At 70.2% G+C, this 20169-nt stretch carries 22 protein-coding genes; 6 read left to right on the top strand and 16 right to left on the bottom strand.

The genetic code is table 11. The features are described 5' to 3' along the window. Position 1: 1 nt before the first annotated feature. Positions 2–406, bottom strand: a complete 405-nt coding sequence (locus C3942_RS11910; protein WP_104230568.1) for a CBS domain-containing protein — start codon at positions 404–406, stop codon at positions 2–4. A 123-nt stretch (positions 407–529) separates the two neighbouring features. Here C3942_RS11910 and C3942_RS11905 point away from each other — a divergent pair, with 123 nt between their 5' ends. After that, positions 530–802, top strand: coding sequence for a hypothetical protein (locus C3942_RS11905; protein ID WP_104230567.1), 273 nt, complete (start codon positions 530–532; stop codon positions 800–802). Next, the gene (locus C3942_RS11900; protein WP_104230566.1) at positions 802–2175 is read left to right on the top strand and encodes an MBL fold metallo-hydrolase; all 1374 of its coding nucleotides are present in this window, start codon (positions 802–804) and stop codon (positions 2173–2175) included. Before C3942_RS11905 ends, C3942_RS11900 begins: the two co-directional genes overlap by 1 nt. Here C3942_RS11900 and C3942_RS11895 read toward each other — a convergent pair. The 4 genes from C3942_RS11895 to purM are packed head-to-tail and all read right to left on the bottom strand — an operon-like array spanning position 2162 to position 4793. Next, positions 2162–2395 carry a hypothetical protein gene (locus C3942_RS11895; RefSeq protein WP_104230565.1) on the bottom strand — a complete coding sequence of 78 codons (234 nt, stop codon included), beginning with the start codon at positions 2393–2395 and terminating at the stop codon, positions 2162–2164. The genes C3942_RS11900 and C3942_RS11895 overlap by 14 nt on opposite strands. A 9-nt stretch (positions 2396–2404) precedes the next feature. Beyond that, positions 2405–3109: a DUF3108 domain-containing protein gene (locus tag C3942_RS11890; RefSeq protein WP_104230564.1), complete on the bottom strand. Its 705-nt coding sequence runs from the start codon at positions 3107–3109 to the stop codon at positions 2405–2407. Beyond that, positions 3106–3765 (bottom strand): phosphoribosylglycinamide formyltransferase, encoded by a 660-nt coding sequence (gene purN, locus C3942_RS11885; RefSeq protein ID WP_104230563.1) that lies wholly within the window; start codon positions 3763–3765, stop codon positions 3106–3108. The genes C3942_RS11890 and purN overlap by 4 nt, the downstream gene beginning before the upstream one ends. After that, on the bottom strand, positions 3762–4793 hold the full coding sequence (purM, locus tag C3942_RS11880) for a phosphoribosylformylglycinamidine cyclo-ligase (protein WP_104230562.1): 1032 nt from the start codon (positions 4791–4793) through the stop codon (positions 3762–3764). Before purM ends, purN begins: the two co-directional genes overlap by 4 nt. A gap of 84 nt (positions 4794–4877) precedes the next feature. Here purM and C3942_RS11875 point away from each other — a divergent pair, with 84 nt between their 5' ends. The 3 genes from C3942_RS11875 to hda are packed head-to-tail and all read left to right on the top strand — an operon-like array spanning position 4878 to position 7326. Beyond that, positions 4878–5501 (top strand): DUF8605 domain-containing protein, encoded by a 624-nt coding sequence (locus tag C3942_RS11875; RefSeq protein WP_165797427.1) that lies wholly within the window; start codon positions 4878–4880, stop codon positions 5499–5501. After that, positions 5498–6664 carry an AI-2E family transporter gene (locus C3942_RS11870; protein WP_104230561.1) on the top strand — a complete coding sequence of 389 codons (1167 nt, stop codon included), beginning with the start codon at positions 5498–5500 and terminating at the stop codon, positions 6662–6664. The genes C3942_RS11875 and C3942_RS11870 overlap by 4 nt, the downstream gene beginning before the upstream one ends. Further along, on the top strand, positions 6661–7326 hold the full coding sequence (gene hda, locus C3942_RS11865) for a DnaA regulatory inactivator Hda (protein WP_165797426.1): 666 nt from the start codon (positions 6661–6663) through the stop codon (positions 7324–7326). The genes C3942_RS11870 and hda overlap by 4 nt, the downstream gene beginning before the upstream one ends. 4 nt (positions 7327–7330) lie before the next feature. Here hda and C3942_RS11860 read toward each other — a convergent pair whose 3' ends face one another. The 5 genes from C3942_RS11860 to C3942_RS11840 form a co-directional block, all read right to left on the bottom strand. Further along, positions 7331–7672 carry a DUF2069 domain-containing protein gene (locus tag C3942_RS11860; RefSeq protein WP_133164292.1) on the bottom strand — a complete coding sequence of 114 codons (342 nt, stop codon included), beginning with the start codon at positions 7670–7672 and terminating at the stop codon, positions 7331–7333. Next, positions 7669–8190: a hypothetical protein gene (locus tag C3942_RS11855; protein WP_104230558.1), complete on the bottom strand. Its 522-nt coding sequence runs from the start codon at positions 8188–8190 to the stop codon at positions 7669–7671. Before C3942_RS11855 ends, C3942_RS11860 begins: the two co-directional genes overlap by 4 nt. 7 nt (positions 8191–8197) lie before the next feature. Then, a complete protein-coding gene (wrbA, locus tag C3942_RS11850; RefSeq protein ID WP_104230557.1) occupies positions 8198–8791 on the bottom strand; it encodes an NAD(P)H:quinone oxidoreductase in 594 nt (197 codons plus the stop codon). Positions 8792–8807: 16 nt separating this feature from the next. Further along, the gene (locus tag C3942_RS11845; RefSeq protein ID WP_104230556.1) at positions 8808–11150 is read right to left on the bottom strand and encodes a penicillin acylase family protein; all 2343 of its coding nucleotides are present in this window, start codon (positions 11148–11150) and stop codon (positions 8808–8810) included. A gap of 90 nt (positions 11151–11240) precedes the next feature. Beyond that, complete coding sequence (locus tag C3942_RS11840; protein WP_104230555.1) at positions 11241–12941, bottom strand: proline--tRNA ligase; 1701 nt, start codon at positions 12939–12941, stop codon at positions 11241–11243. Positions 12942–13173: 232 nt separating this feature from the next. Here C3942_RS11840 and C3942_RS11835 point away from each other — a divergent pair, with 232 nt between their 5' ends. Continuing rightward, positions 13174–15615, top strand: a complete 2442-nt coding sequence (locus tag C3942_RS11835) for a CehA/McbA family metallohydrolase (RefSeq protein WP_104230554.1) — start codon at positions 13174–13176, stop codon at positions 15613–15615. A 166-nt stretch (positions 15616–15781) separates the two neighbouring features. Here C3942_RS11835 and C3942_RS11830 read toward each other — a convergent pair whose 3' ends face one another. From C3942_RS11830 to prfA, 6 genes are all read right to left on the bottom strand, one after another. Next, a complete protein-coding gene (locus C3942_RS11830) occupies positions 15782–16057 on the bottom strand; it encodes an endonuclease domain-containing protein (protein ID WP_243393588.1) in 276 nt (91 codons plus the stop codon). A 136-nt stretch (positions 16058–16193) separates the two neighbouring features. Beyond that, positions 16194–16982, bottom strand: a complete 789-nt coding sequence (locus tag C3942_RS11825) for a crotonase/enoyl-CoA hydratase family protein (protein WP_104230553.1) — start codon at positions 16980–16982, stop codon at positions 16194–16196. 96 nt (positions 16983–17078) lie between these two features. After that, on the bottom strand, positions 17079–17498 hold the full coding sequence (locus C3942_RS11820; RefSeq protein ID WP_104230552.1) for a M67 family metallopeptidase: 420 nt from the start codon (positions 17496–17498) through the stop codon (positions 17079–17081). Beyond that, positions 17488–18219, bottom strand: coding sequence for a HesA/MoeB/ThiF family protein (locus C3942_RS11815; RefSeq protein ID WP_104230551.1), 732 nt, complete (start codon positions 18217–18219; stop codon positions 17488–17490). Before C3942_RS11815 ends, C3942_RS11820 begins: the two co-directional genes overlap by 11 nt. Beyond that, a complete protein-coding gene (gene prmC / locus C3942_RS11810; RefSeq protein ID WP_104230550.1) occupies positions 18216–19046 on the bottom strand; it encodes a peptide chain release factor N(5)-glutamine methyltransferase in 831 nt (276 codons plus the stop codon). The genes C3942_RS11815 and prmC overlap by 4 nt, the downstream gene beginning before the upstream one ends. Continuing rightward, positions 19043–20122 (bottom strand): peptide chain release factor 1, encoded by a 1080-nt coding sequence (gene prfA, locus C3942_RS11805; RefSeq protein ID WP_104230549.1) that lies wholly within the window; start codon positions 20120–20122, stop codon positions 19043–19045. Before prfA ends, prmC begins: the two co-directional genes overlap by 4 nt. Positions 20123–20169: the final 47 nt, after the last annotated feature.

The following is a 20169-nucleotide window of genomic DNA, read 5'->3' as shown; positions in this document are numbered from 1 at the left end:
CTCAGTACAGCTCGTCGATCGCGCGCAGGATGTCGGAGCGGGAGATCTGCCCGACCAGCTTGCCGTTCTCCAGCACCGGGAAGCGCTTGAACGGCGCGTCGATGAAGCGGTTGGCGATGTCGAGCAGGCCGTCATCCACATCCACGGTGGAGGCGTTGCGCGACATGAAGTCCTCCACCAGCCCGGCGGGGACGCCCTCGGCGCCCGCCACCAGGGCGACCTTGAGGCAGTCCTTCTCCGACAGCATGCCCACCAGCTTGCCGTCGCGGTCCACCACCGGCGCCCCGGAGATGCGGTGCTTGACGATCTGGTGGATGGCGCTGAGCACCTCGGTGTCCGGCGTGAAGGTCACCAGGTTGCGCGCCATGTAATCGCGGACACGCTTGGAATCCAGCTGCTGCGACATGTTCCCCTCCCAGGGCTTTTGCCGATTATGCACCCGTTGGCGCCGCTGTGAAGTGACGCTCTGCTCGCCCGGGCCCGCTGTTGTAATCTGCCCGTCAGACAACACCCTTTGCCGGAGAGAACCATGTCCCCCCGCTTCCTCGCCGCCCTGGCCCTGGCTACCTTGGTGCTGGCGGCCTGCTCCCGGGTCACCCCGGAAAACTACGAGCGCGTCGAGGCCGGCATGAAGCGCGAGGACGTCCACGCCATCCTCGGGCAGCCCGACGAGGTGTCCGGGGGCGGCTTCGGCGGCCTTTCCGTTTCCACCGAAACCTGGAAGGGCCGCAAGCACGTGGTCCAGGTCAGCTACGGCGGCGACACCGTGGTGATCAAGCACATCGACGCGGTACAGCCCTGATGTCGAGGATCCTCGATGCCGTGACCGCCGTGCTGGTCCATGACGGCGAGGTGCTGCTGATGCGGCGGCAGCCCTGGCTGTCCGCCTTCCCGGGGTTCAATGCCTTTCCCGGCGGCAAGATCGACAAGACCGACGGCCAGAATGCGCCAGGCTGCCGCTCGCTGGCCGGCGTCGAACCGCGCCAGGCCGAGGCGCTGGCGCGCGAACTGGCCGAGGAACTGGGCTGGGACCTGCCGGCGGCCTGCGACGCCGGCCTGGTCGCGGGCGCCAGCCTGCTGGGCACGGCGCTGACGCCGCCGGTGTTCCCGGTGCGCTTCAACACGCATTTCTACCGTGTGGACCTGCGCGAACGTCCGGCACTCACCATCGACCACAACGAGGTGGCGGAAGCCTTCTGGGCGCCGCCGGCCGAACTGGTGCGGCGCTACGAGGCCGGCGAGATGCTGATCGCCCCGCCCTCGCTGGAAACCCTCAAGGCCCTGGCCGCCGACATCGGGGCCCGGCAGGTGGCGCGCCTGCACTTCGAATTCCGCAGCGACGACGAACTGCCGATGATCGAACAGGTCTGCGGCCTGCGGCATGTCTGGGTGCGCTCGCACACCATCCCTCCGGCGCAGCACACCAATGCCTTCATCCTGGGCGACATGCAGTCGCACCGGGTGCTGGTGGACCCGTCCCCGGCCGACGACGCCGAGATGGAGAAGCTGCTGGCGATGGCGCAGCGCTACGGCGTGCACGAGATCTTCCTGACCCATCACCACCACGACCACCGCGAGCGCGCCGACGTGATGGCGCGGCGCCTGCAGATCCCCATCGGCATGTCGGACGACACGCGGGGGCGCATCTGGGACCGCACCGAGGGACGCTTCTTCGAGGGCCTGCCGACCGTCAACCTCTACCGCGAAGGCGACGTGCTGTGCCGCTGGATGGGCCAGCCGGTGCGGGTGCTGGAGGTGCCGGGACACGACCAGGGGCAACTGGCGCTGATGCCGGACAGCCGCGCCTGGTGCCTGGTGGGCGACCTGATCCAGGGCCTGGGCACGGTGGTGATCGCCAAGCCGGAGGGACACATGGGCCGCTACTTCGAGTCCCTGCGGCGCATCATCGCGCTGGATCCGAAGGTCATCGTGCCCTCGCACGGCACGTCGCTGGGCACCGTCTACCGGCTGTCGGAGACGCTGAAGCACCGCCAGGCCCGCGAACTGCAGATCCTCGGCCTGCACCAGCAGGGACGCAGCGTCGACGAGATGCTGCCGATCGTCTACGAGGGCGTCGACCAGTCACTGTGGCCGCTGGCGCGCATGAACATCGAGGGACACCTCGACAAGCTGCGCGAGGAAGGCCGGCTGGCGGCGGCGCCTACTGGGCGTTGATCTGCTCGTCCAGCTGCGACTTGCGCGCGTCGCTGGCGTCGAGCGCGCCATCCACCTTGTCGGCGATGGCGCCGCCGGAGTAGCCGATCGCCTCGGTGTTGCGGATGCCGCGCGTTTCCTCGCGGCCTTCCGGCTTGCGGTCGGCCACCGGTTCCTCGGGCTTGCTGCAGCCCGCCAGCAGGACAGCCAGTACCAGCGCGGTGGTCAGTGCGTTCTTCATGTCGCCCCCTTATTTCCGGAGCAGCATCTGCAGCTTGAGTTCGCCGTCGTCGATCTGCTGCACCTTCACCGGAATATAGCCGCGTTCCGGGGAAACCCAGAAGCGCAGGGAGTCTCCGGGCTTGTCGACACGCTCCACCAGCAGGGTGTCGAAGGTCCCGGCCGGCGTCTGCAGCTTCTCCCGCCCGGCCATGACGAAGCGGTAGGCCTTGATGCGCCGGTGATCCACGACCTTCACCTCCAGCGGCGGCACGCTGTCCTTGCCGGCGTTCTGGATCACCCACTGGCGCACGGCCAGCTGGATGAGGAAGCGGTCGTAGGTGCCGTCGGGCAGCTCGCGCAGGCTGACCTCGCCGCCCTTGATGGTCTTGACCTGGTGCGCCGCCCAGTCGAAATCCAGCGTGAAGCCGTCCTTGGCACGCTTGTCGTTGGCGTAGACGAAGCGCTTGGGCACGATGCGGCCGTCCACCACGCAGAACTCGCTGGTTTCCTTCGGGGAGCCATAGGTCCAGCGCACGATCGCCATCGGATGGGTGGCCGACTCGTAGCGGTAGCAATTGCCCTGCAGCGGCGACAGCGAGATCGTCCCGTCGCCCAGGCCGATGGAGCCCCAGGACACGTCGTACTGGTCCGAGCGCGGCGCGAACACCGTGGGAGCCGCCTGCGCGGACAGCGCAGCGGCCAGCAGTACCAGCCCTGCCAGAAGCTTGTTCATCGGAACTCCGTCTCCAGATCGTCGAGCCCCCGCGGCGCGGCCAGCGGCCTGCCGTCGGACCAGACCCGGCCGTCGCGCAGGCCGATGCGGCCGCGCGCCATCCAGGCCACCGCCTGAGGATAGATCTTCAGCTCGACATCCTGCATGACACGCTCGGCGAGGGTCTCCGGCGTATCTTGGGCCGTCACACTGAATTGGCCCTGAATGATCGCCGGGCCGCCGTCCAGTTCCTCGGTGACGAAATGCACCGTGGCGCCGTGCTCCCGGTCGCCCGCCTCCACCACCTTCTGGTGGGTCTTCAGGCCCGGGTGGCGCGGCAGCAGCGAGGGGTGGATGTTGATCATGCGGCCCAGGAAGCGCCGCACGAAGGCGGCGCCCACCACGCGCATGAACCCGGCCATCACGACGATGTCGGGACGGTAGCCCTCGATGAGCTCCGCCAGGGCGGCGTCGAAGGCCTCGCGGCTGGGGAAATCCGCGTGCGGCAGCACCTGGGCCGGCACGCCGGCACGGCGTGCACGTTCCAGTCCGTAGGCATCGGCCCGGTTGCTGACGACCGCGACGATGTGCGCGCCCAGGCGCCCGTCGGCGCCGGCGTCCAGCAATGCCTGCAGGTTGCGCCCGCCGCCCGAGATCAGGACGACGACGCGTTTCACGCGAAGCGCACGTCCTGGTTGCCGCGGACGATCTCGCCCATCAGGAAGGGCTTGAGCCGGTCGCGGCGCAGCTGCGCCAGGGCCTTGTCGGCCTGCAGGCGCGGCACCACCATCACGAAGCCGACGCCGCAGTTGAACACGCGCCACATCTCGTCCTGCTCGACCTTGCCCTGGGCCTGCAGCCAGTCGAAGACCTCCGGACGCGTCCAGCTCTGGGTATCGACCACCGCGGCGGTCTTCTTGGGGAAGCAGCGCGGCAGGTTGCCGACGATGCCGCCGCCGGTGATGTGCGCCATGCCGCGCACGTCGATGCCGGCCGCCAGCAGCTTGAGCACCGGCTTGACGTAGATGCTGGTGGGCGCCATCAGCGCGTCGACCAGCGTGCCCTTGCCCAGCGGCTGGTCCAGCTTGGCCTTGCTCACCGCCAGGATCTTGCGCACCAGCGAGTAGCCGTTGGAGTGCGGACCCGAGGACGGCAGGCCGATCAGCACGTCGCCGGGCTTGATCTTGCTGCCGTCGATGATCTTCTTCTTCTCGACCACGGCCACGGTGAAGCCGGCCAGGTCGAAGTCGCCGCCGGCATAGAGGCCCGGCATCTCGGCGGTCTCGCCGCCCACCAGGGCGCAGCCGGCCAGCTTGCAGCCCTGGGCGATGCCCTTGATGACCTGCGCCGCGACGCGGTTGTCGAGCTTGCCGGTGGCGTAGTAGTCGAGGAAGAACAGCGGCTCGGCGCCGTTGACCAGCACGTCGTTGACGCACATGCCGACCAGGTCCTGGCCCAGGCCCTGCACGCGGCCGGTCTCGATGCCGAGCTTGAGCTTGGTGCCCACGCCGTCGGTGCCGCTGACCAGCACCGGGTTCTTGTACTTCTTGGGGATCGACACCAGGGCGCCGAAACCGCCGACGCCGCCCAGCACTTCGGGGCGATGGGTCGATTTGACAATTTTCTTGATGTCATCCACCAGCGCGTCGCCGGCGTCGATGTCCACACCGGCGTCGCGGTAGGTCAGCGGGGTCTTGGCAGCCATAAAGCCTTGGAAATCTCGGAAGAGTGCGGGAACGGCTGCTATTCTACCTTTACGGCTCCCTCCATGCCCCCCTGCGATCCACCCATGCGCCTGTTTCTGCTCGTATTGATGCTGCTGCCGACCCTGGTCCTGGCCCAGGCGCCCGCCGACGGCTACCTCGGCCGCGTGGCCGTGGCGGACCAGTCGGAGGCCGCCCGCACGGCCGCCCTGGGCGAGGCCCTGACGCAGGTGCTGGAGCGTGCCGGAGGACAGCCCCTGGCCAGCCAGCCCCGGCTGCAGCCCACGCTGGCGAGGGCGCCGCGGCTGTTGCAGCGGTTCAGCTACGAGCGCGACCCCGCCAGCGGCCAGCTGATGCTGGTGGCCGGCTTCGATCGCCGCGCGGTGGATGCCGCCCTGTCCAGCGCCGGCCTGCCGGTCTGGGGCCAGGTGCCGGCGGTGACCGAGGACCTGCCCCTGAGCATCGATGGCCTGCAGGGCATCGGCGACTACAGCCGCGCGCTGGTGGCGCTGCGCAGCCTGCCGGGCGTGCGCGGCATCGCGGTGCTGGGCGCCGACGGCAGCCGCCTGCTGCTGCGCGCCCGCGTCGAGGGCGGAGCGGCCACGCTGACCGGCGCCAGCAGTCCCCTGCTGCAGCGCCAGGCCGACGCCGGCGGCGCCTTCGTCTACAGCCTCGCCCCCGCCGCGACGGCTCCGGCCGCGACGCCATGAACACCGATCCCGTACCCGGCACGGCCGAGGACTACGTCCGCTTCCATCTGCGTGAGCACTGGCCCTGGCTGCTGGTGGGCGCCGGCCTGCTGCTGCTGGCGGTGATGCTCGGCCCGATCCTGATGCCCTTCGTGGTGGGCGCTGGCCTGGCGTATGTCGGCGATCCCATCGTGGACCGCCTGCAGCGCCTGCGCCTGTCGCGCACCGCCGCGGTCTGCGTGGTCTTCACGGCGCTGACGCTGGCGGGCCTTGCGGCGCTGCTGCTGCTGGCGCCGATGGTCTATCACCAGTTCCTGGCCCTGCTGCGCAACATCCCGGACTGGCTGGTCTGGCTGCAAACCCAGGCGTTGCCGCGGCTGGGCGTCGCGCTGCCGGCCGGCGTGCAACTGGATGCTGAGGGTCTCAAGGCCATCGTCACCCAGCACTGGTCCGAAGCGGGCGGCTTCGTGCAGGCGGCCTGGGAACGCGTCTCGCAGTCCGGCAAGCTGCTGCTGATCACGGTCGCCAACCTGCTGCTGATCCCGGTGGTCAGCTTCTACCTGCTGCGCGACTGGGACGACCTGATCGCCTGGATCCGCGGCGTGATCCCGCCGCGCTACCTGCCCAAGGTCGGCGAACTCGCCGGCGAGGCGGACGGGGTGCTGGGCGCCTTCATCCGCGGCCAGCTCTCGGTCATGGCGGCCCTGGCCCTGTACTACGCCGTGGCGCTGTGGGCGGCCGGGCTGGACCTGGCGCTGGTGGTGGGCCTGATCGTCGGCCTGATCAGCTTCATCCCCTATCTCGGCAGCATCGTCGGCGTGCTGATCGCCGTGATCGCGATGCTGGTGCAGACGCAGGACCCCACCTCCCTGATCTGGATCGCGGTGGTGTTCGGCATCGGCCAGTTCCTGGAAGGCAATGTGCTCACGCCCTGGCTGGTGGGCGACCGCATCGGCCTGCACCCGGTGGCGGTGATCTTCGCGGTGATGGCGGGCGGCCAGCTGTTCGGCTTCGTCGGCGTGCTGCTGGCCCTGCCGGTGGCCGCGGTGCTGGCGGTGATGATGCGCCACACCAAGCGGCAATGGCTGCTGAGCCCGCTGTACCGCGCCGGCACGCCGCAGTCCTTGCCTGCCGCACCGGCCCAGCCTCCGGCCTCCGACGAGCCGACCAGCCCGCTGCCATGATCGGCGCGCAACTGCCGCTGGCCGTGCAATTGCGCGAATCGGCCAGCTTCGAGAGCTATTACCCCGGCCCCAACGGCGATGCCGTGCAGGCCCTGCAGTCCCTGGCGGTGCCCGTGCTGCTCTACGGCCCTCGCGGCAGCGGCCGCACGCACCTGCTGCAGGCGGCCGCCAGGCATCACCGCGCCGCCTACCTGCCGCTGGCGGAGCTGTCGGCGCATGGTCCTTCCCTGCTCGAAGGACTGGAAGGCGCGCCCGCCGTCTGCATCGACGACCTGGAGCAGGTCGCGGCGCAGCGAGAGTGGTGCATCGCCCTGCTGCGCCTGGCCGACCAGCTGCGCGCCCGCGGAGCCGGCTACGCCTTCGCCGCCGACGCGCCGCCCGAACGCCTGGACCTCGCCCTGCCCGACCTGCGCACGCGCCTGGGCGCCTGCAGCCGCTTCGGCCTGAAGCCCCTCAGCGACGAGGAGCGCCGCGAACTGCTGCGCGAACGGGCCAGGGCGCGCGGCCTGGACCTGCCGGACGACGTGGGGCGCTGGATCATCAACCACCGCGCCCGCGACATCCCGAGCCTGCTGGAAGCCCTGGAGCGGCTGGATCGCGCGGCGCTGGCGGCGAAGCGGCGGCTGACGCTGCCGTTCGTGCAGTCCGTGCTCGAAGGCTGAGCCCTCAGGCCGCGGCGGCGACCCGGCGTTCGCGTGCGCGAAGCCGCACGAACAGCAGGTTGGCGGTGAACTCCAGCGCGGCCAGCGTCGCCAGCACGAACCACAGCGTCCGCATCTCCGCGCCGGACGAGTACGCGTTGGATGCGAACGCCGCGCAGTAGAACGAGATCATCATGCTGTTCCAGGCATGGGTGCGCTCGCGGCCGCGCAGCAGGCCCGGCAGCGGCAGGAACAGCAGCAGGCCGAACAGCAGGGACAGCCGCCCTTCACCGAAGTGCAGCAGGCCGGCGGTCAGCGCGAGGTGGCAGGCGACGGCCAGCGCGTGCATCGGGACGCTGGGCTTCACTGCTGCGCCCCCTGCTCCTGCGGCTTCGGACAGGTCGCCACTTCGGCCAGGTCCAGGGTCTCGCGGCGCAAGGAGCCCGTGCCGCTGAAATACTGCTTGCGGAGCACCACCTCGCAACGACCGCTGGCGGTCTCGAGCTGCAGCTCGTAGTGCGCTCCCGCCACCGCGCAGATCGTGATCTGCGGATCGCAGGCCAGTGCCGGCAGCTCACCCACCGCCGGGCCCTGGTAGCGCAGGCGGAACGTCACCGGCTGGCCCGCCAGGATGTGGGTGTCGGCCTCGCTCATGTCGTTGAAGAAGGAGCCGGCTCCGGCCCGATGCTCGCTGGCGCGGCGCTTCATCAGCTTCCACTTCTCGTCCTCGAGGAATTCGACGCCGTAGGAGCCGCGATCCAGGGACAGGAAGACCACCCGTGCCAGCGGCACGGCGGCGGGAGGAAAGTATTCCTTGCTGCTCAGGCAGGCGCCGAGCAGGAGCGTGGCCGACAGCGCAAGGATCAGCCGGGCGGATCGGATCATGGTTTTCCTACTGCAGTTTCAGGGCGATGCTGGCCACGCGGCGGCCCAGGGCCTGGCACAGCGCCTCTTCCTCGCGCGTCAGCGCGCGCGGCTGCGTGCCGGTGCCGGCATGATGCGAGGCACCGTAGGGCGTCCCGCCCGCCTGCGTGGTGTTGAGCTCGGGCTCGGTGTACGGCAGGCCGACCAGCAGCATGCCGTGGTGCAGCAGCGGCAGCGCCATCGTCAGCAGCGTGGTCTCCTGTCCGCCGTGGAGGCTGGCGGTGGAGGTGAACACCGCGGCCGGCTTTCCGGCCAGGGCGCCGGACAGCCACAGCCCGGAGGTGCCGTCGAGGAAGTACTTCATCGGTGCCGCCATGTTGCCGAAGCGCGTCGGGCTGCCCAGGATCAGCCCGGAGCATTCCTTCAGGTCGCGCGCCTCGGCATACGGCGCGCCGCTGTCGGGCACGTCGGGGCCGGTCTTCTCGCAGTCGGCGGACACCGGCGGCACGGTGCGCAGGCGCGCGGTGGCACCGCTCACCGACTCGACGCCGCGGGCGATCTGGCGCGCCATCCTGGCCACCGAGCCGTGGCGCGAGTAATACAGGATCAGGATTTCGCTCACGGGGGACTCAGCTCGCTCACTTGGGATTCAGTACGAGGTTGTGCACCGGACCGCCCGGCAGGAAGGGCATGGCGTCGCCGCGTTCCCAGGCTTCGTGGCCGGCGCGGTAGAACGGCGACAGCGGATGGCCCGACTGCCCGCCGGGCATGTGGAAGTAGCCCTGCTCCTCGCGCCCCGGCGAGACCGCGAAGCGCTCGGAGGCGCCGAAGGCCGGAGACTGCACGCGCGGCAGGTCGATGTCGCCCGGCAGCGGCCGGCGCGACATGTCCAGCAGCGGCGCCAGCCAGGGCAAGGCCTGCGACAGCGGATGGCGGATGCTGGCGGTGTTGCGCTCGCCCCAGGTGCTGCGGTCGGCAACGACCTCGGCGGCCACGGCCTGCAGGAAGGCCTCGGCGCTGGCGTACTGCGGGTCGATCAGGTGCGGGGCGTCGCCCTCGACGATCTGCAGCAGCGGCCGCTCGAACTGCCGCAGGTAGATGCGCTTGAAGGAAGGATCGGCCTTGCGCACCGCCGCGGTCAGAGCGTCGAAGACCCGCTGGCTGACGGTGTCGTGGAACTGGCGCACCATGCGGTAGCCGACCGATCCGGTTGCGGCATGGCCGCCCCAGTCGCGCACCGCGGCCAGCGCAGCCGGGTCACCCTGCCCGGCCTGCTCCAGGCCCTCGAGGCTGCGCAGCAGCAGGGCCTGCCAGCGCGACAGGAACAGCGCGCGATCATCCAGCTGGATCTGCAGCATGTCGCCGGGCGTGGCCTCCGGCAGCGCCAGCAGCGTGCCGCGGATCTGCAGCGCGCGGGCGCCGAGGTCATAGCCGCCGTCGCCGATGCGCTGCAGGGCCTCGCCGTCCACCAGCCGCTGGTTGGCGGTCCAGATGCGGCCCGACGGCGGATTGACCAGCCGCGGATAGTCGGCAGCCGTCAGCCAGCCGCTCCATCCGCCCTGTTCGTAGCCGCCCACCGGCGGTGCATCGGGCGGCAGCGGATTGCGCAGGGGCAGGTGCCCGGCGATGGTCCAGCCAATGTCGCCAGCGCGGTCGGCCACCACGAAGTTCTGCGGCGGGATGCCGGCGCCATTGACCACTGCCAGGGCTTCTTCCACCGTCTGCGCCTGCTCCAGCCAGGCCATGCGCAGGTTGGTGGCGCCGGGCTGCGCGCCCAGCCAGCGCACCGCCAGGTCCCGCCCGGCCGCATCCTTGCCGACCACCGGCCCCCAGATCGTGCTGCGGATGTTGAAGGTGACATCGTGATCGCCCCGCACCACGATGGTCTCGGCCGCCAGTTCGAAGGGCTTGTAGCCTTCGGCGGTGAGATAGCGGCTGCGGTCCCGCGGAGCCGGCTGGAGCTGGACCAGATCGCTCCAGTCGCCGTAGCTGTTGGTGAGCCCCCAGGCGATGTGCCGGTTGCTGCCGGCGACGATGAAGGGCGCGCCCGGCAGGCTGACGCCGGTGACGTCGAGATCGCGGTCGCCCTGCAGCTGCAGCCGCATGCGGTACCAGGTGTTGGGCACCGGCAGGTTCAGGTGCATGTCGTCCGCCACCAGCGCGCCGCCGTCCGCGGTATGGGCGCCGGCCACCGCCCAGGCATTGCTGCCGACGGCGGATTCGCCCTCCCCCGCCGACCAGCGATAGTCGTCGCGGCGGAACCGGGTCTTCTTCAGCCCACGCAGGTCATAGATCTCCGGCCCCGGGATCGGCAATTCCGGCGCCGCCGCAGCGCCCTCCAGCGGCGCATCCCAGGCCGTGCCGGACTGGGTGATGAACGCATAGAGCGGCGGCGGCAGGGCCTGGTGCAGGGCATGCAGCATGGCGTCGCGCTCGGCCGCCTCGTCGGTCAGCATCAGCCACATCGCCAGCACGCAGAGGATGCTGTCCTCGGGCAGCCAGGGCCGCGGCGGCTCCATCAGCAGCAGGTATTCGAAAGGCCGGACCGACAGGGCCGACAGGCCGGCATTGACGCCCTCGGCGTAGGCCGCCAGCAGCGCACGCTCGGGATCGCTGGCGTCCTTTGCCACCTGCCGCGCCACGGCGCGCAGGCGGTGGATGCGGGCGGCGCGGTCGCGCGGCAGCGCGGCAGGGCCGACCAGGGCCGAGAGTTCGCCGGCCGCGGCGCGGCGCGTCAGGTCCATCTGGAAGAAGCGCGACTGCGCGTGCAGGTAGCCGGTGGCACGCGCGAGGTCCAGGCGGTTGGAAGCCTGCACTGTGGGAATGCCCATCAGGTCGTGCTCGACATGCACCGGGGCCACCAGGCCGGGGAGCACATCCTCGCCGTCGAGCGTCGCCAGGCTTCCGCCCAGCAGCAGCCAGGCGGCAGCCAGCAGCAGCAGGACCAGCATCAGCAAGCCAATGAGGAAGCGCTTGAGCATGACGGCGTAGCGAAGCCCGGAACGGCTACATGGTAGAGCAAACGGCAGCCGCGGGTGATCCTGCGAAGGGGAGCGCCCGCTGCCCGCATTTCAGCGCAGCTTCTCCAGCACCGCCTCGGCGGTGGCCGGAATCATCTCGGCACTGGCGGCGCGGCGGTGCTTGTACTCGAACTGCGCGTTCGCCAGGCCCTTGTCGCCGATGACCACGCGGTGCGGGATGCCGATCAGGTCGGCGTCGGCGAACATGGCGCCCGGACGCTGGCCGCGATCGTCCAGCGCCGCCTCGATGCCGGCCTGCGTCAGCGCCGCGTAGAGCGACTCCGCCGCCTCCTTCACCGCCGCCGACTTGTCCATGCCGATCGGGCAGATCAGCACGCGGAACGGCGCGATGGCGTCCGGCCAGATGATGCCGTTGGCGTCATGCGACTGCTCGATCACCGCGGCCGCCATGCGCGACACGCCGATGCCGTAGCAGCCCATCTCCGGCGTCACCGCCTGTCCCTGCGCGTCGAGCACCGACAGGCTCATCGCCTTGGTGTACTTCTGGCCCAGCTGGAAGATATGGCCGCCCTCGATGCCGCGGTAGAACTTGATGACGCCCTTGCCGTCCGGGCTCGGGTCGCCCTCGCAGACCTGGCGCAGGTCGGCAGTCTCGGGCTCGGCGCAGTCGCGGCCCCAGTTGGCGCCCTTGTAGTGATGGTCGTTGTCGTTGGCGCCGCAGACGAAGTCGGCGAACTCCACCGCCGCATGGTCGGCGATCACCGGGATCGGGCAGCCCACGGGGCCCAGGTAGCCGACCTCGCAGCCGAAGGCCTTCTGCACGTCCTCCGGCTTGGCCATCTCGAAGGGGCTGGCGATCTTCGGGTGCTTGGCGGCCTTGATCTCGTTGAGCTCGTGGTCGCCGCGCAGCGCGATGCCGATCAGGCCGCCGCCGGCGGCCTTCACCACCAGCAGCTTGACCTTGCCGGTCAGCGGCACGTTCATGAATTTCGACACCTGCTCGCAGGTCTTCTGGCCGGGCGTGGAAACCTTCTCCAGCGCGGCGGAGGCCGCGGCGCGCGGCTGGCCGGAGGGACGGGTCTCGGCCGCCTCGACGTTGGCGGCGTAGGTGCCGCCCTCGGCCACGGCCAGCAGGTCTTCGCCGGACCCCGCCAGGATATGGAACTCCTCGGACATGGCGCCGCCGATGTTGCCGCTGTCGGCCTTGACCACGCGGAAGTCGGCGCCGATGCGGGTGAAGATGCGCGTGTAGGCGCCGCGCATGTTGTAGTACTCGCGCTCCAGGTCCGCCGTATCCAGGTGGAAGGAGTAGGCATCCTTCATCAGGAACTCGCGGGCGCGCATCACGCCGAAGCGCGGGCGGCGCTCGTCGCGGAACTTGGTCTGGATCTGGTAGAAGTTGACCGGCAGCTGCTTGTAGCTGCGGAAGTCCTGCTTGACGTGGTGGCAGATGACTTCCTCGTGCGTGGGGCCGTAGCAGAAGTCGTTCTTGTGACGGTCCTTGAAGCGCAGCATCTCGTCGCCCATCACGCCCCAGCGGCCCGATTCCTGCCACAGCTCGGCCGGCTGCACCGCCGGCATCAGCAGTTCCAGCGCGCCCGCCGCGTTCATTTCCTCGCGCACGATCTGGGAGATCTTGCCCAGGGTGCGCAGCCCCAGCGGCAGCCAGCTGTAGAGACCGGCGCCCAGCTTGCGGATGTAGCCGGCGCGCAGCATCAGCTGGTGCGAGACGACTTCGGCGTCGGCCGGGGTTTCCTTGGCCGTGTGCAGGGGGAACTTGGAAAGGCGCATGGGGTTCGATTTCTCTGGTGAGCCGCGGATTGTAGTCGCTGGCGCGGCACAAGGCTGCATTCTGGCTGTCATCCAGCCCTTCTAGACTCCGCCAAGGGCCCGGAAACTGCCGGATACCCTGCGATTCTCCTACAGCCTGCCCCCGGCCATGCAACCTAGAATTCCCGCGAAGTCCGACCGCTGCCCGCCGAACCGGGGCTAAACCTCAAGAGTACGGACCGGGGGAAAACCAATGAAGCGCACCATATACGGCCTGTTCCTGGGCCTGGGCCTGCTCCTGGCCGGCTGCAGCCGCAGCGACCCGCAGGGCGCCGCCCATCCGTCCGAGCCACCCGAGCCCGAACAGCCGCCCGCCGCGCCGGCCGGCCTCTGGCTGGCCGGCGACATGCACGTCCACGACGACCATTCCTCCGACGGCAGCCTGCTGCGCCAGCTCGGCGACGACAAGGGACCCGGCAACGTTTCCGTGTCCGACCAGATCGCCCAGGCCGTGCGCATGGGCCTGGAATTCCTGCCGCTGACCGACCACCGCACCTACGACCAGCATTACGACCCCGGCTGGGAGTCCGCCGACCTGCTGCTGGTCCCCGGCGAGGAAGCCAACGGCAGCCCCCACTCCACCGTGCACGGCGCCACCGACACCATCGTGCAGGGCGCGCAGCCCGAGGGACAGCCCGACTTCGTGCCGCTGCAGTGGAGCATCTGGGACGCCCATAGCCAGGGTGCCGTCTGGGTGATCGCGCACCCCGATGACGGCGTGTTCGACGACGGCCAGCCCAATGCACGCGCCAGCGCCCAGGGCGTGGATTCGATCGAGGCCTGGAACCGCGCCAGCAGCCCGGACACCGAGATCGACTACGGAGAGAACCGCTGGAACGCCGGCTTCCGCTTCGGCGTCAACGGCGGCAGCGACAATCATTTCCGCGAGCTGTGGTTGCTGGCCGGCCCCGGCCAGCCGATCACTTCCGTGTTTGCCGCCGACCGCAGCGAGCGAGCGCTGCTGCAGGCGCTGTGGGGCGGCCGCACGCGCATCACCGAGTCGGCGCTGGCACCGGAGCTGACGCTGGAAGCGGACCTGCAGGACGACGGCATCTTCGAGGCCATCGCCGGCGACGAGGTCTTCGCCCCCGCCGGACGCAAGGGCAAGCTGCGCATCGGCATCCGCAACGCCCTGGGCACGCAGGTGCTGCTGTACCGCTCGCCGGGCCGCAGCGCCGGACCGCTGCAGACCTTCCGCCCCGGCCTGTTCGACGAACAGCACACGGTGGAGATCGAGGTGGGCGCGGAGCCGGCCTGGTACCGCCTGGAAGCGCGCGGTGCCGGCATCCCGGCCGGCATCAACCTGGCCGAACTGCTGCCCGGGGGCCTGCTCCCCTTCCTGGCCGAAATCCCGGACACCCTGCGGGCCGCCACCTCCCCGATCTTCGTCTCCACCGCACCGGTGGAGGCGCAGCCGGAGATTGCGCTGCCGGCCGACGCCGGCGGCGACGACGGCGCCCTGCTGGCGCTGGGCGCGCCGGGACAGTTCGGCGGGTTCCCGGACCTGGCCCTCAGCGAGGGCGCGACGCATCTGGTGGCGGAATTGCACGAGCCGGCCGCGACGCGCGTGGTCTACCGCCGCCGCAGCGGCAGCCGCTGGAGCGAGCCGGTGAGCCTGGCCCCGGACTCCGCCAGCGCGCGCTTCCCGCGCGTGGCAGCCCGCGGCAAGGACGTCTGGGTCGCCTGGCAGGACGAAATCGCCGGCCAGCAACCGCGGCGGCCGGCGATCCGCCTGCGCCACTCCAGCGATGGCGGCACCACCTGGCAGGCCGCTCAGACGCTGCGCGCCGTCGAGGGCCGCGCCGAGCGGCCGGACCTCGCGCTCGACCCGCAGGGCCGCCCGCTGGTGGCCTGGCAGGAAATCCGCGCGCAGCAGCCCTTCGACATCTGGGCGCAATGGGTCGGCGTGGATGCCGAGCCGCGCAACCTGACGCGCGAGGGCAAGACCGTGCGCGCCGCGCTGCTGGTGGACAGCCGCTCGGCGCGCTACCCGGCCTCGGTGCGGCCGCGCGTCGCCGTGCGCGGCGACGGCCTGATGGCGGTGAGCTGGCAGGACAACCGCACGGATGAGGACCCGCTGTGGACCGGCGAGACCGGCCGCGGCGAAGGCACCGACCCGGACAACTGGCAGATCCAGGTAGCCACCCGCCCCGCCGGCGGCGACTGGGGCACGGCGCTGAGCGTCGGCGCCGACGACCGTGCCGACCGGCATCCCGCGCTGGCCTTCGATGGCGCAGGCCGCCTCGTGCTGGCCTGGGACAGCAAGGAACTGCGTTCCTCCGGCGTCAACACCGAGGTGCTGGCGGCGATCTCCGATGCGGATCTCAAGACCTTCGGCGCGCCCGCCCCGATCGCCGCGGGCCCGGCGATGAGCCAGTACCCGGAACTGGGCGCAGCGGCCGACGGCAGCCTGCGCGCCGTCTGGTATGACTCGCGCTCGGCCGACTGGCGCTGGCGCGTGATGACGGCGCGCTGGGTATCCGGGGCCTGGCAGGACGCGAAGCTGCTCAACTCGCGCGGCGTGAACACCTGGCCGGCGACCGACGGCGGCGCCATCGTGTTCGCCAGCACGCGCCACGCGCAGCGGATGCAGCGGGACCGGACGCAGCAGGTGTTCTTGCTTCAGTCGCCCTGAGTTTTTGTTCCCGAATCGGAGAAAGCAGCCCCTCACCCCTACCCTCTCCCCGCAGGCGGGCAGAGGGGGCAGGATGGCATGGGCAAAAAACAATGGTGTGAAGACTCGCCTCGATAGCTCCCTCTCCCCGCCTGCGGGGAGAGGGTGGGGGTGAGGGGCAGCGCCCTCAAACGAGATGCCGCAGGATTTCCTCCAGCACCGCATCGGTCTCAAGCAACACCTGATCATTCCAGAAGCGCAGCACGGTGAATCCCTGATCTCGCAGATAGGCGCTCCGCTCCGCATCCTGCTCGAACCGATCCGCATGCTGCCCGCCATCCAATTCGACGACCAGCCGCTTCTCGGGGCAGGCAAAGTCAGCGAAATGGGGACCTAGAGAAAACTGGCGACGGAACTTGCAGCCGGCCAGTCTGCGATCTCGCAAGGCGTGCCAGAGACGCATCTCGGCATCCGTTTGATTGCGCCGCAGGGATCGAGAGCGTGTGGTGGTCTTGGCGTCCGGGCCACGCATGGCCTTGCCTCAGTTTGGCGCGCTACCCCTCACCCCTCTCCCCGCTTGCGGGGAGAGGCTTTGCTGGCTAGCGCCCCTTGAAGTTCGCCTCGCGCCGCTCGACAAACGAAGCCACGCCTTCCTTCGCGTCCTCGCTGCCCATGATCGGCTGCAGGTCCGGCATCAGCGCCGCCACGGCCTGGGCGAAACCCTTTTCCAGGGTGATGCGCGAGGACTTGAGGCTGGCGTAGACGCCCAGCGGCGCCTGCTTGGCGATGCGCTGCGCGATCTCCAGTGCGCGGTCGAACTGCTGCCCCGCCGGCACCACCTCCTGCGCCAGGCCGATGCGATGCGCCTCGGCGGCGTTGAATTCGTCGCCGGTCAGCAGGTAGCGCTGGGCATTGCCCCAGCCGAATTCCTGCACCATGCGCACCGTGGCACCGAACACCGGGTAGATGCCGCGCTTGATCTCGATCTGCCCGAAGCGGGCGTCGTCGCCGACGACGCGGATGTCGGCAGCCAGCGCCAGTTCGATACCCGAGGTGAAGCAGATGCCGTGGATCGCCATGACGATCGGCTTGTTGAGGCGACGGTCCGGCGTCAGCCCGCAGGGATCGCACTGGTGCGGCGCGAAGTCCAGCCACTTGCCGGCGGAGAAGGTATTGCCCCAGGTGGGCAGTTCCAGGCCGGCATGGAAATGCTTGCCGTTGCCGTGCACCAGACCGACGCGCAGATCCGGATCGGCGTTGAGCTGGCCGTAGGCATCGGCCAGCTGCATGAACATCTCGAGATCGAAGGCGTTGTACTTCTGCGGGCGGTTGAAGCCGATCAGCAGCACATGGCCGCGCTTCTCGGTGACGATCTTCTGCTCGGACATCGGGGGTCTCCTCCGGATTGTAGTTGTAGGAGCCAGCTTGCTGGCGACAGGTCCCTGCGGGTCGCCAGCAGGCTGGCTACTGTAGGGCAAACGGACTCAGTCCTTGATCTTCAGCACGCACTCGTGCGGCTCGGTGCCCAGCCGCCTCCAGGCACGCATTTCCAGGACGCCCTTGGTGGACAGCGAGATCACAAGGTGCAGCGCATCCGGGTACGGGCTGTTGCGGAAATCCTCGGCCTTGGGTTCGGCGGCGCTGGCCGGGTACGAGACCACATAGGCCCAGAGGCCCAGGCCGCGGCCGTCCAGGCCGAAGCGGGCCGCCTGGATGTCGCCGCTGGCATGCACCAGCTGCGTCTCCGGCTGCGGCGCACCGTTGCGCAACTGCATGAAGGCCACCGGACCGTCGGCGTCATGGCCGACGACGCCCCCCATGCGGTTCGGCGCCGAATTCTGGGCGGCGGCAAGAATGCGCAGGACCAGGCGGCGAGGCAGGATCAGGGCGGCTTCAGTGACCATCTTGTTGTGCTCCACATACGGGGCAATTGGGATCGCGCGTCATCTTATGCGAACGCCACCGCATCTGGCGCGCGTCCCACACCTGGAGACGCCCCGCCTCGCCGATGCCCAGCAGCAGCTGCAGCGCCGCCAGGGCCTGCATGGCCCCGACGGAGCCCACCACCGGGCCGAGGATGCCGGCCTCCTCGCAGGTCTCTGCGGCCTCGCCGTGGTCCGGATAGAGGCAGGCATAGCAGGGGCCGCCGCGGCGCAGGTCGAACACGGCGAGCTGCCCTTCCATGCGGATGGCGGCACCGGATACCAGCGGCTTGCGTGCGGCGACGCAGGCACGGTTGATCGCGAAGCGCGCGGGAAAGTTGTCGGTGCAGTCGAGCACCAGGTCCACGGCGGGGACCGCCTGCGGCCAGGTCCCGGCGTCGCGGAGTTCGATCTCCACCTCGGGGTTCAGCGCGGCGAGCTGGGCTCGCGCGGCCTCGGTCTTGGCGCGGCCGATATCGGCCTGGCGGTACAGCAGCTGGCGCTGCAGGTTGCTGGCCTCGACGCGGTCGCGGTCGGCCAGCACCAGGCGGCCCAGCCCGGCGCCGGCAAGGTAGGCGGCGGCGATGGAGCCCAGGCCGCCCAGGCCCACGACCAGGGCGCTGGAGTCGCGCAGCAGCTGCTGGCCGTTGACGCCGACCTCCGGCAGGATCACCTGCCGGGCATAGCGGGCGAAGTTGCTCAAGGCTGGCGCCCTCCGGTGGCGCGTTCCTGGCCGCCGAGGTCACGGCGGGTGGCGATATCGGCCAGCCCGGCCTGCCGCAGCAGTCCGCGCACGGCCTCGCCCTGATCATAGCCGTGTTCCAGCAGCAGCCAGCCACCCGGCCGCAGCAGGACCGGCGCCGTGGCCGCGATCTCGCGCAGGCATTGCAGGCCGTCGGCGCCGTCGGTGAGCGCGGACAGCGGCTCGTGCCGCAGTGCCGGCAGGTGCTCGTCGGCGGCGCGGATGTAGGGCGGGTTGGAGACGATCAGGTCGAAGCGCCCGCCCTCCAGCGGGGCGCACCAATGGCCGCAGCGGAACTGCACGCGCTCCAGGCCCAGGTCGGCGGCGTTGCCGCGGGCCACGGCCAGGGCCTCGGCCGATGCATCGGTGGCGATCACGGCCGCCTCCGGGCGTTCGCTGGCCAGCGCCAGCGCGATGGCGCCGCTGCCGGTCCCGAGATCGGCCACCTGGGGCAGCTCGCAGGCCTGCAGGCATTCCAGCCCCCACTCCACCAGCAGCTCGGTCTCCGGCCGAGGCACCAGCACGGCCGGCGTGACCTTCAGCAGCAGTGTCCAGAAACCCTTCTCGCCGGTGAGATAGGCCACCGGCAATTGGCGCGCGCGGCGCGCCACCAGATCCTCGAAGGCCTCGGCGTCGGCGGCCCGCAGCGGCTCGCGCAGGCGCGTGAACAACTGGCCGCGGCTCAGGCCCAGCTGGTGGGCCAGCAGGATCTCGGCGTCCTGGCGCGGGCTGTCGCTGGCGGCGCCGATGCGCTGCGTCGCCCAGGCCAGCGCCTCGGTCAGGGTCACTCGCCGATCTCGGCCAGCATCTCGGCCTGGTGCTCCGCCAGCAGCGGCTGGATCACCGGATCCAGATCGCCCTGGATCACCCGCTCGAGCTGGTACAGCGTCAGGTTGATGCGGTGGTCGGTGACGCGGCCCTGCGGGAAGTTGTAGGTGCGGATGCGCTCGGAACGGTCGCCGCTGCCGACCAGCTTCTTGCGTTCGGCCGCCATGTCGGCGGACTGCTTGGCCCGCTCGGCGTCGATCAGGCGCGCCGACAGCAGGGCCATGGCCTTGGCGCGGTTCTTGTGCTGGGAGCGCTCTTCCTGGCACTCCACCACCACGCCGGTGGGCACGTGGGTGATGCGGATCGCGGACTCGGTCTTGTTGACGTGCTGGCCGCCGGCGCCGCCGGAGCGGAAGGTGTCGATCTTCAGGTCCGCCGGGTTGATCGTGATCTGGCTTTCCTCGATCTCCGGCAGCACGGCGACGGTGGCGGCGGAAGTGTGGATGCGCCCCTGCGCCTCGGTCTCGGGCACGCGCTGCACGCGATGCGCGCCGGACTCGAACTTCATCTGCGAGTAGGCGCCGAACCCGGCCACGCGCGAGATGATCTCCTTGAATCCGCCGTGCTCGCCCTCGCTCTGCGACAGCACCTCCACGGTCCAGCCGCGTCCCTCGGCCCAGCGCGAGTACATGCGGAACAGGTCGCCGGCGAAGATCGCCGCCTCATCGCCGCCGGTGCCGGCACGGATTTCGAGGAAGACGTTGTTGTTGTCCAGCGGGTCCTTGGGCACCAGATAGCCCTGCAGGGTCTTCTCCAGCGCCGCCAGGCGTTCCTCGGCCGCCGGCAGCTCGAGTTCGGCCATCTCGCGCAATTCGCGGTCCGACTCGTTGCGCATGTCGATCAGGCCCGCGATTTCCTTCTGCGTGTCGCGGTAGCCGGCGAAGGCCTCGGCCAGGGGGCCGAGCTGCGCGTACTCCTGCGACAGGCGGCGGAACTTCTCGACGTTGCCGATCACGTCGGGGTCGGACAGCTCCCCCGCAATCTCCTCGCGGCGCTCAGCGAGTCCTTCCAGCTTGGTCAGTAGTGAGGCTTTCATGTGCGGATCAACGGGAATGGCGACCGGCCGGCGCTTGCCGGCACGGC

Source organism: Solimonas fluminis, assembly GCF_002930645.1.
Taxonomy (GTDB): domain Bacteria; phylum Pseudomonadota; class Gammaproteobacteria; order Nevskiales; family Nevskiaceae; genus Solimonas_A; species Solimonas_A fluminis.
This window is presented reverse-complemented; position numbering and strand designations above follow the sequence as displayed.

Bases quoted from the DNA above. Each gene is read 5' to 3' on its own strand.
- C3942_RS11875 (WP_165797427.1), top strand. From the start codon at position 4,878: ATGCGCCTGTTTCTGCTCGTATTGATGCTGCTGCCGACCCTGGTCCTG.
- C3942_RS11900 (WP_104230566.1), top strand. From the start codon at position 802: ATGTCGAGGATCCTCGATGCCGTGACCGCCGTGCTGGTCCATGACGGC.
- hda (WP_165797426.1), top strand. From the start codon at position 6,661: ATGATCGGCGCGCAACTGCCGCTGGCCGTGCAATTGCGCGAATCGGCC.
- C3942_RS11830 (WP_243393588.1), bottom strand. From the start codon at position 16,057: ATGCGTCTCTGGCACGCCTTGCGAGATCGCAGACTGGCCGGCTGCAAG.
- C3942_RS11910 (WP_104230568.1), bottom strand. From the start codon at position 406: ATGTCGCAGCAGCTGGATTCCAAGCGTGTCCGCGATTACATGGCGCGC.
- C3942_RS11845 (WP_104230556.1), bottom strand. From the start codon at position 11,150: ATGCTCAAGCGCTTCCTCATTGGCTTGCTGATGCTGGTCCTGCTGCTG.
- C3942_RS11820 (WP_104230552.1), bottom strand. From the start codon at position 17,498: ATGGTCACTGAAGCCGCCCTGATCCTGCCTCGCCGCCTGGTCCTGCGC.
- C3942_RS11825 (WP_104230553.1), bottom strand. From the start codon at position 16,982: ATGTCCGAGCAGAAGATCGTCACCGAGAAGCGCGGCCATGTGCTGCTG.
- C3942_RS11840 (WP_104230555.1), bottom strand. From the start codon at position 12,941: ATGCGCCTTTCCAAGTTCCCCCTGCACACGGCCAAGGAAACCCCGGCC.
- C3942_RS11870 (WP_104230561.1), top strand. From the start codon at position 5,498: ATGAACACCGATCCCGTACCCGGCACGGCCGAGGACTACGTCCGCTTC.
- C3942_RS11905 (WP_104230567.1), top strand. From the start codon at position 530: ATGTCCCCCCGCTTCCTCGCCGCCCTGGCCCTGGCTACCTTGGTGCTG.
- C3942_RS11890 (WP_104230564.1), bottom strand. From the start codon at position 3,109: ATGAACAAGCTTCTGGCAGGGCTGGTACTGCTGGCCGCTGCGCTGTCC.
- purM (WP_104230562.1), bottom strand. From the start codon at position 4,793: ATGGCTGCCAAGACCCCGCTGACCTACCGCGACGCCGGTGTGGACATC.
- C3942_RS11835 (WP_104230554.1), top strand. From the start codon at position 13,174: ATGAAGCGCACCATATACGGCCTGTTCCTGGGCCTGGGCCTGCTCCTG.
- C3942_RS11855 (WP_104230558.1), bottom strand. From the start codon at position 8,190: ATGATCCGATCCGCCCGGCTGATCCTTGCGCTGTCGGCCACGCTCCTG.
- prfA (WP_104230549.1), bottom strand. From the start codon at position 20,122: ATGAAAGCCTCACTACTGACCAAGCTGGAAGGACTCGCTGAGCGCCGC.
- C3942_RS11895 (WP_104230565.1), bottom strand. From the start codon at position 2,395: ATGAAGAACGCACTGACCACCGCGCTGGTACTGGCTGTCCTGCTGGCG.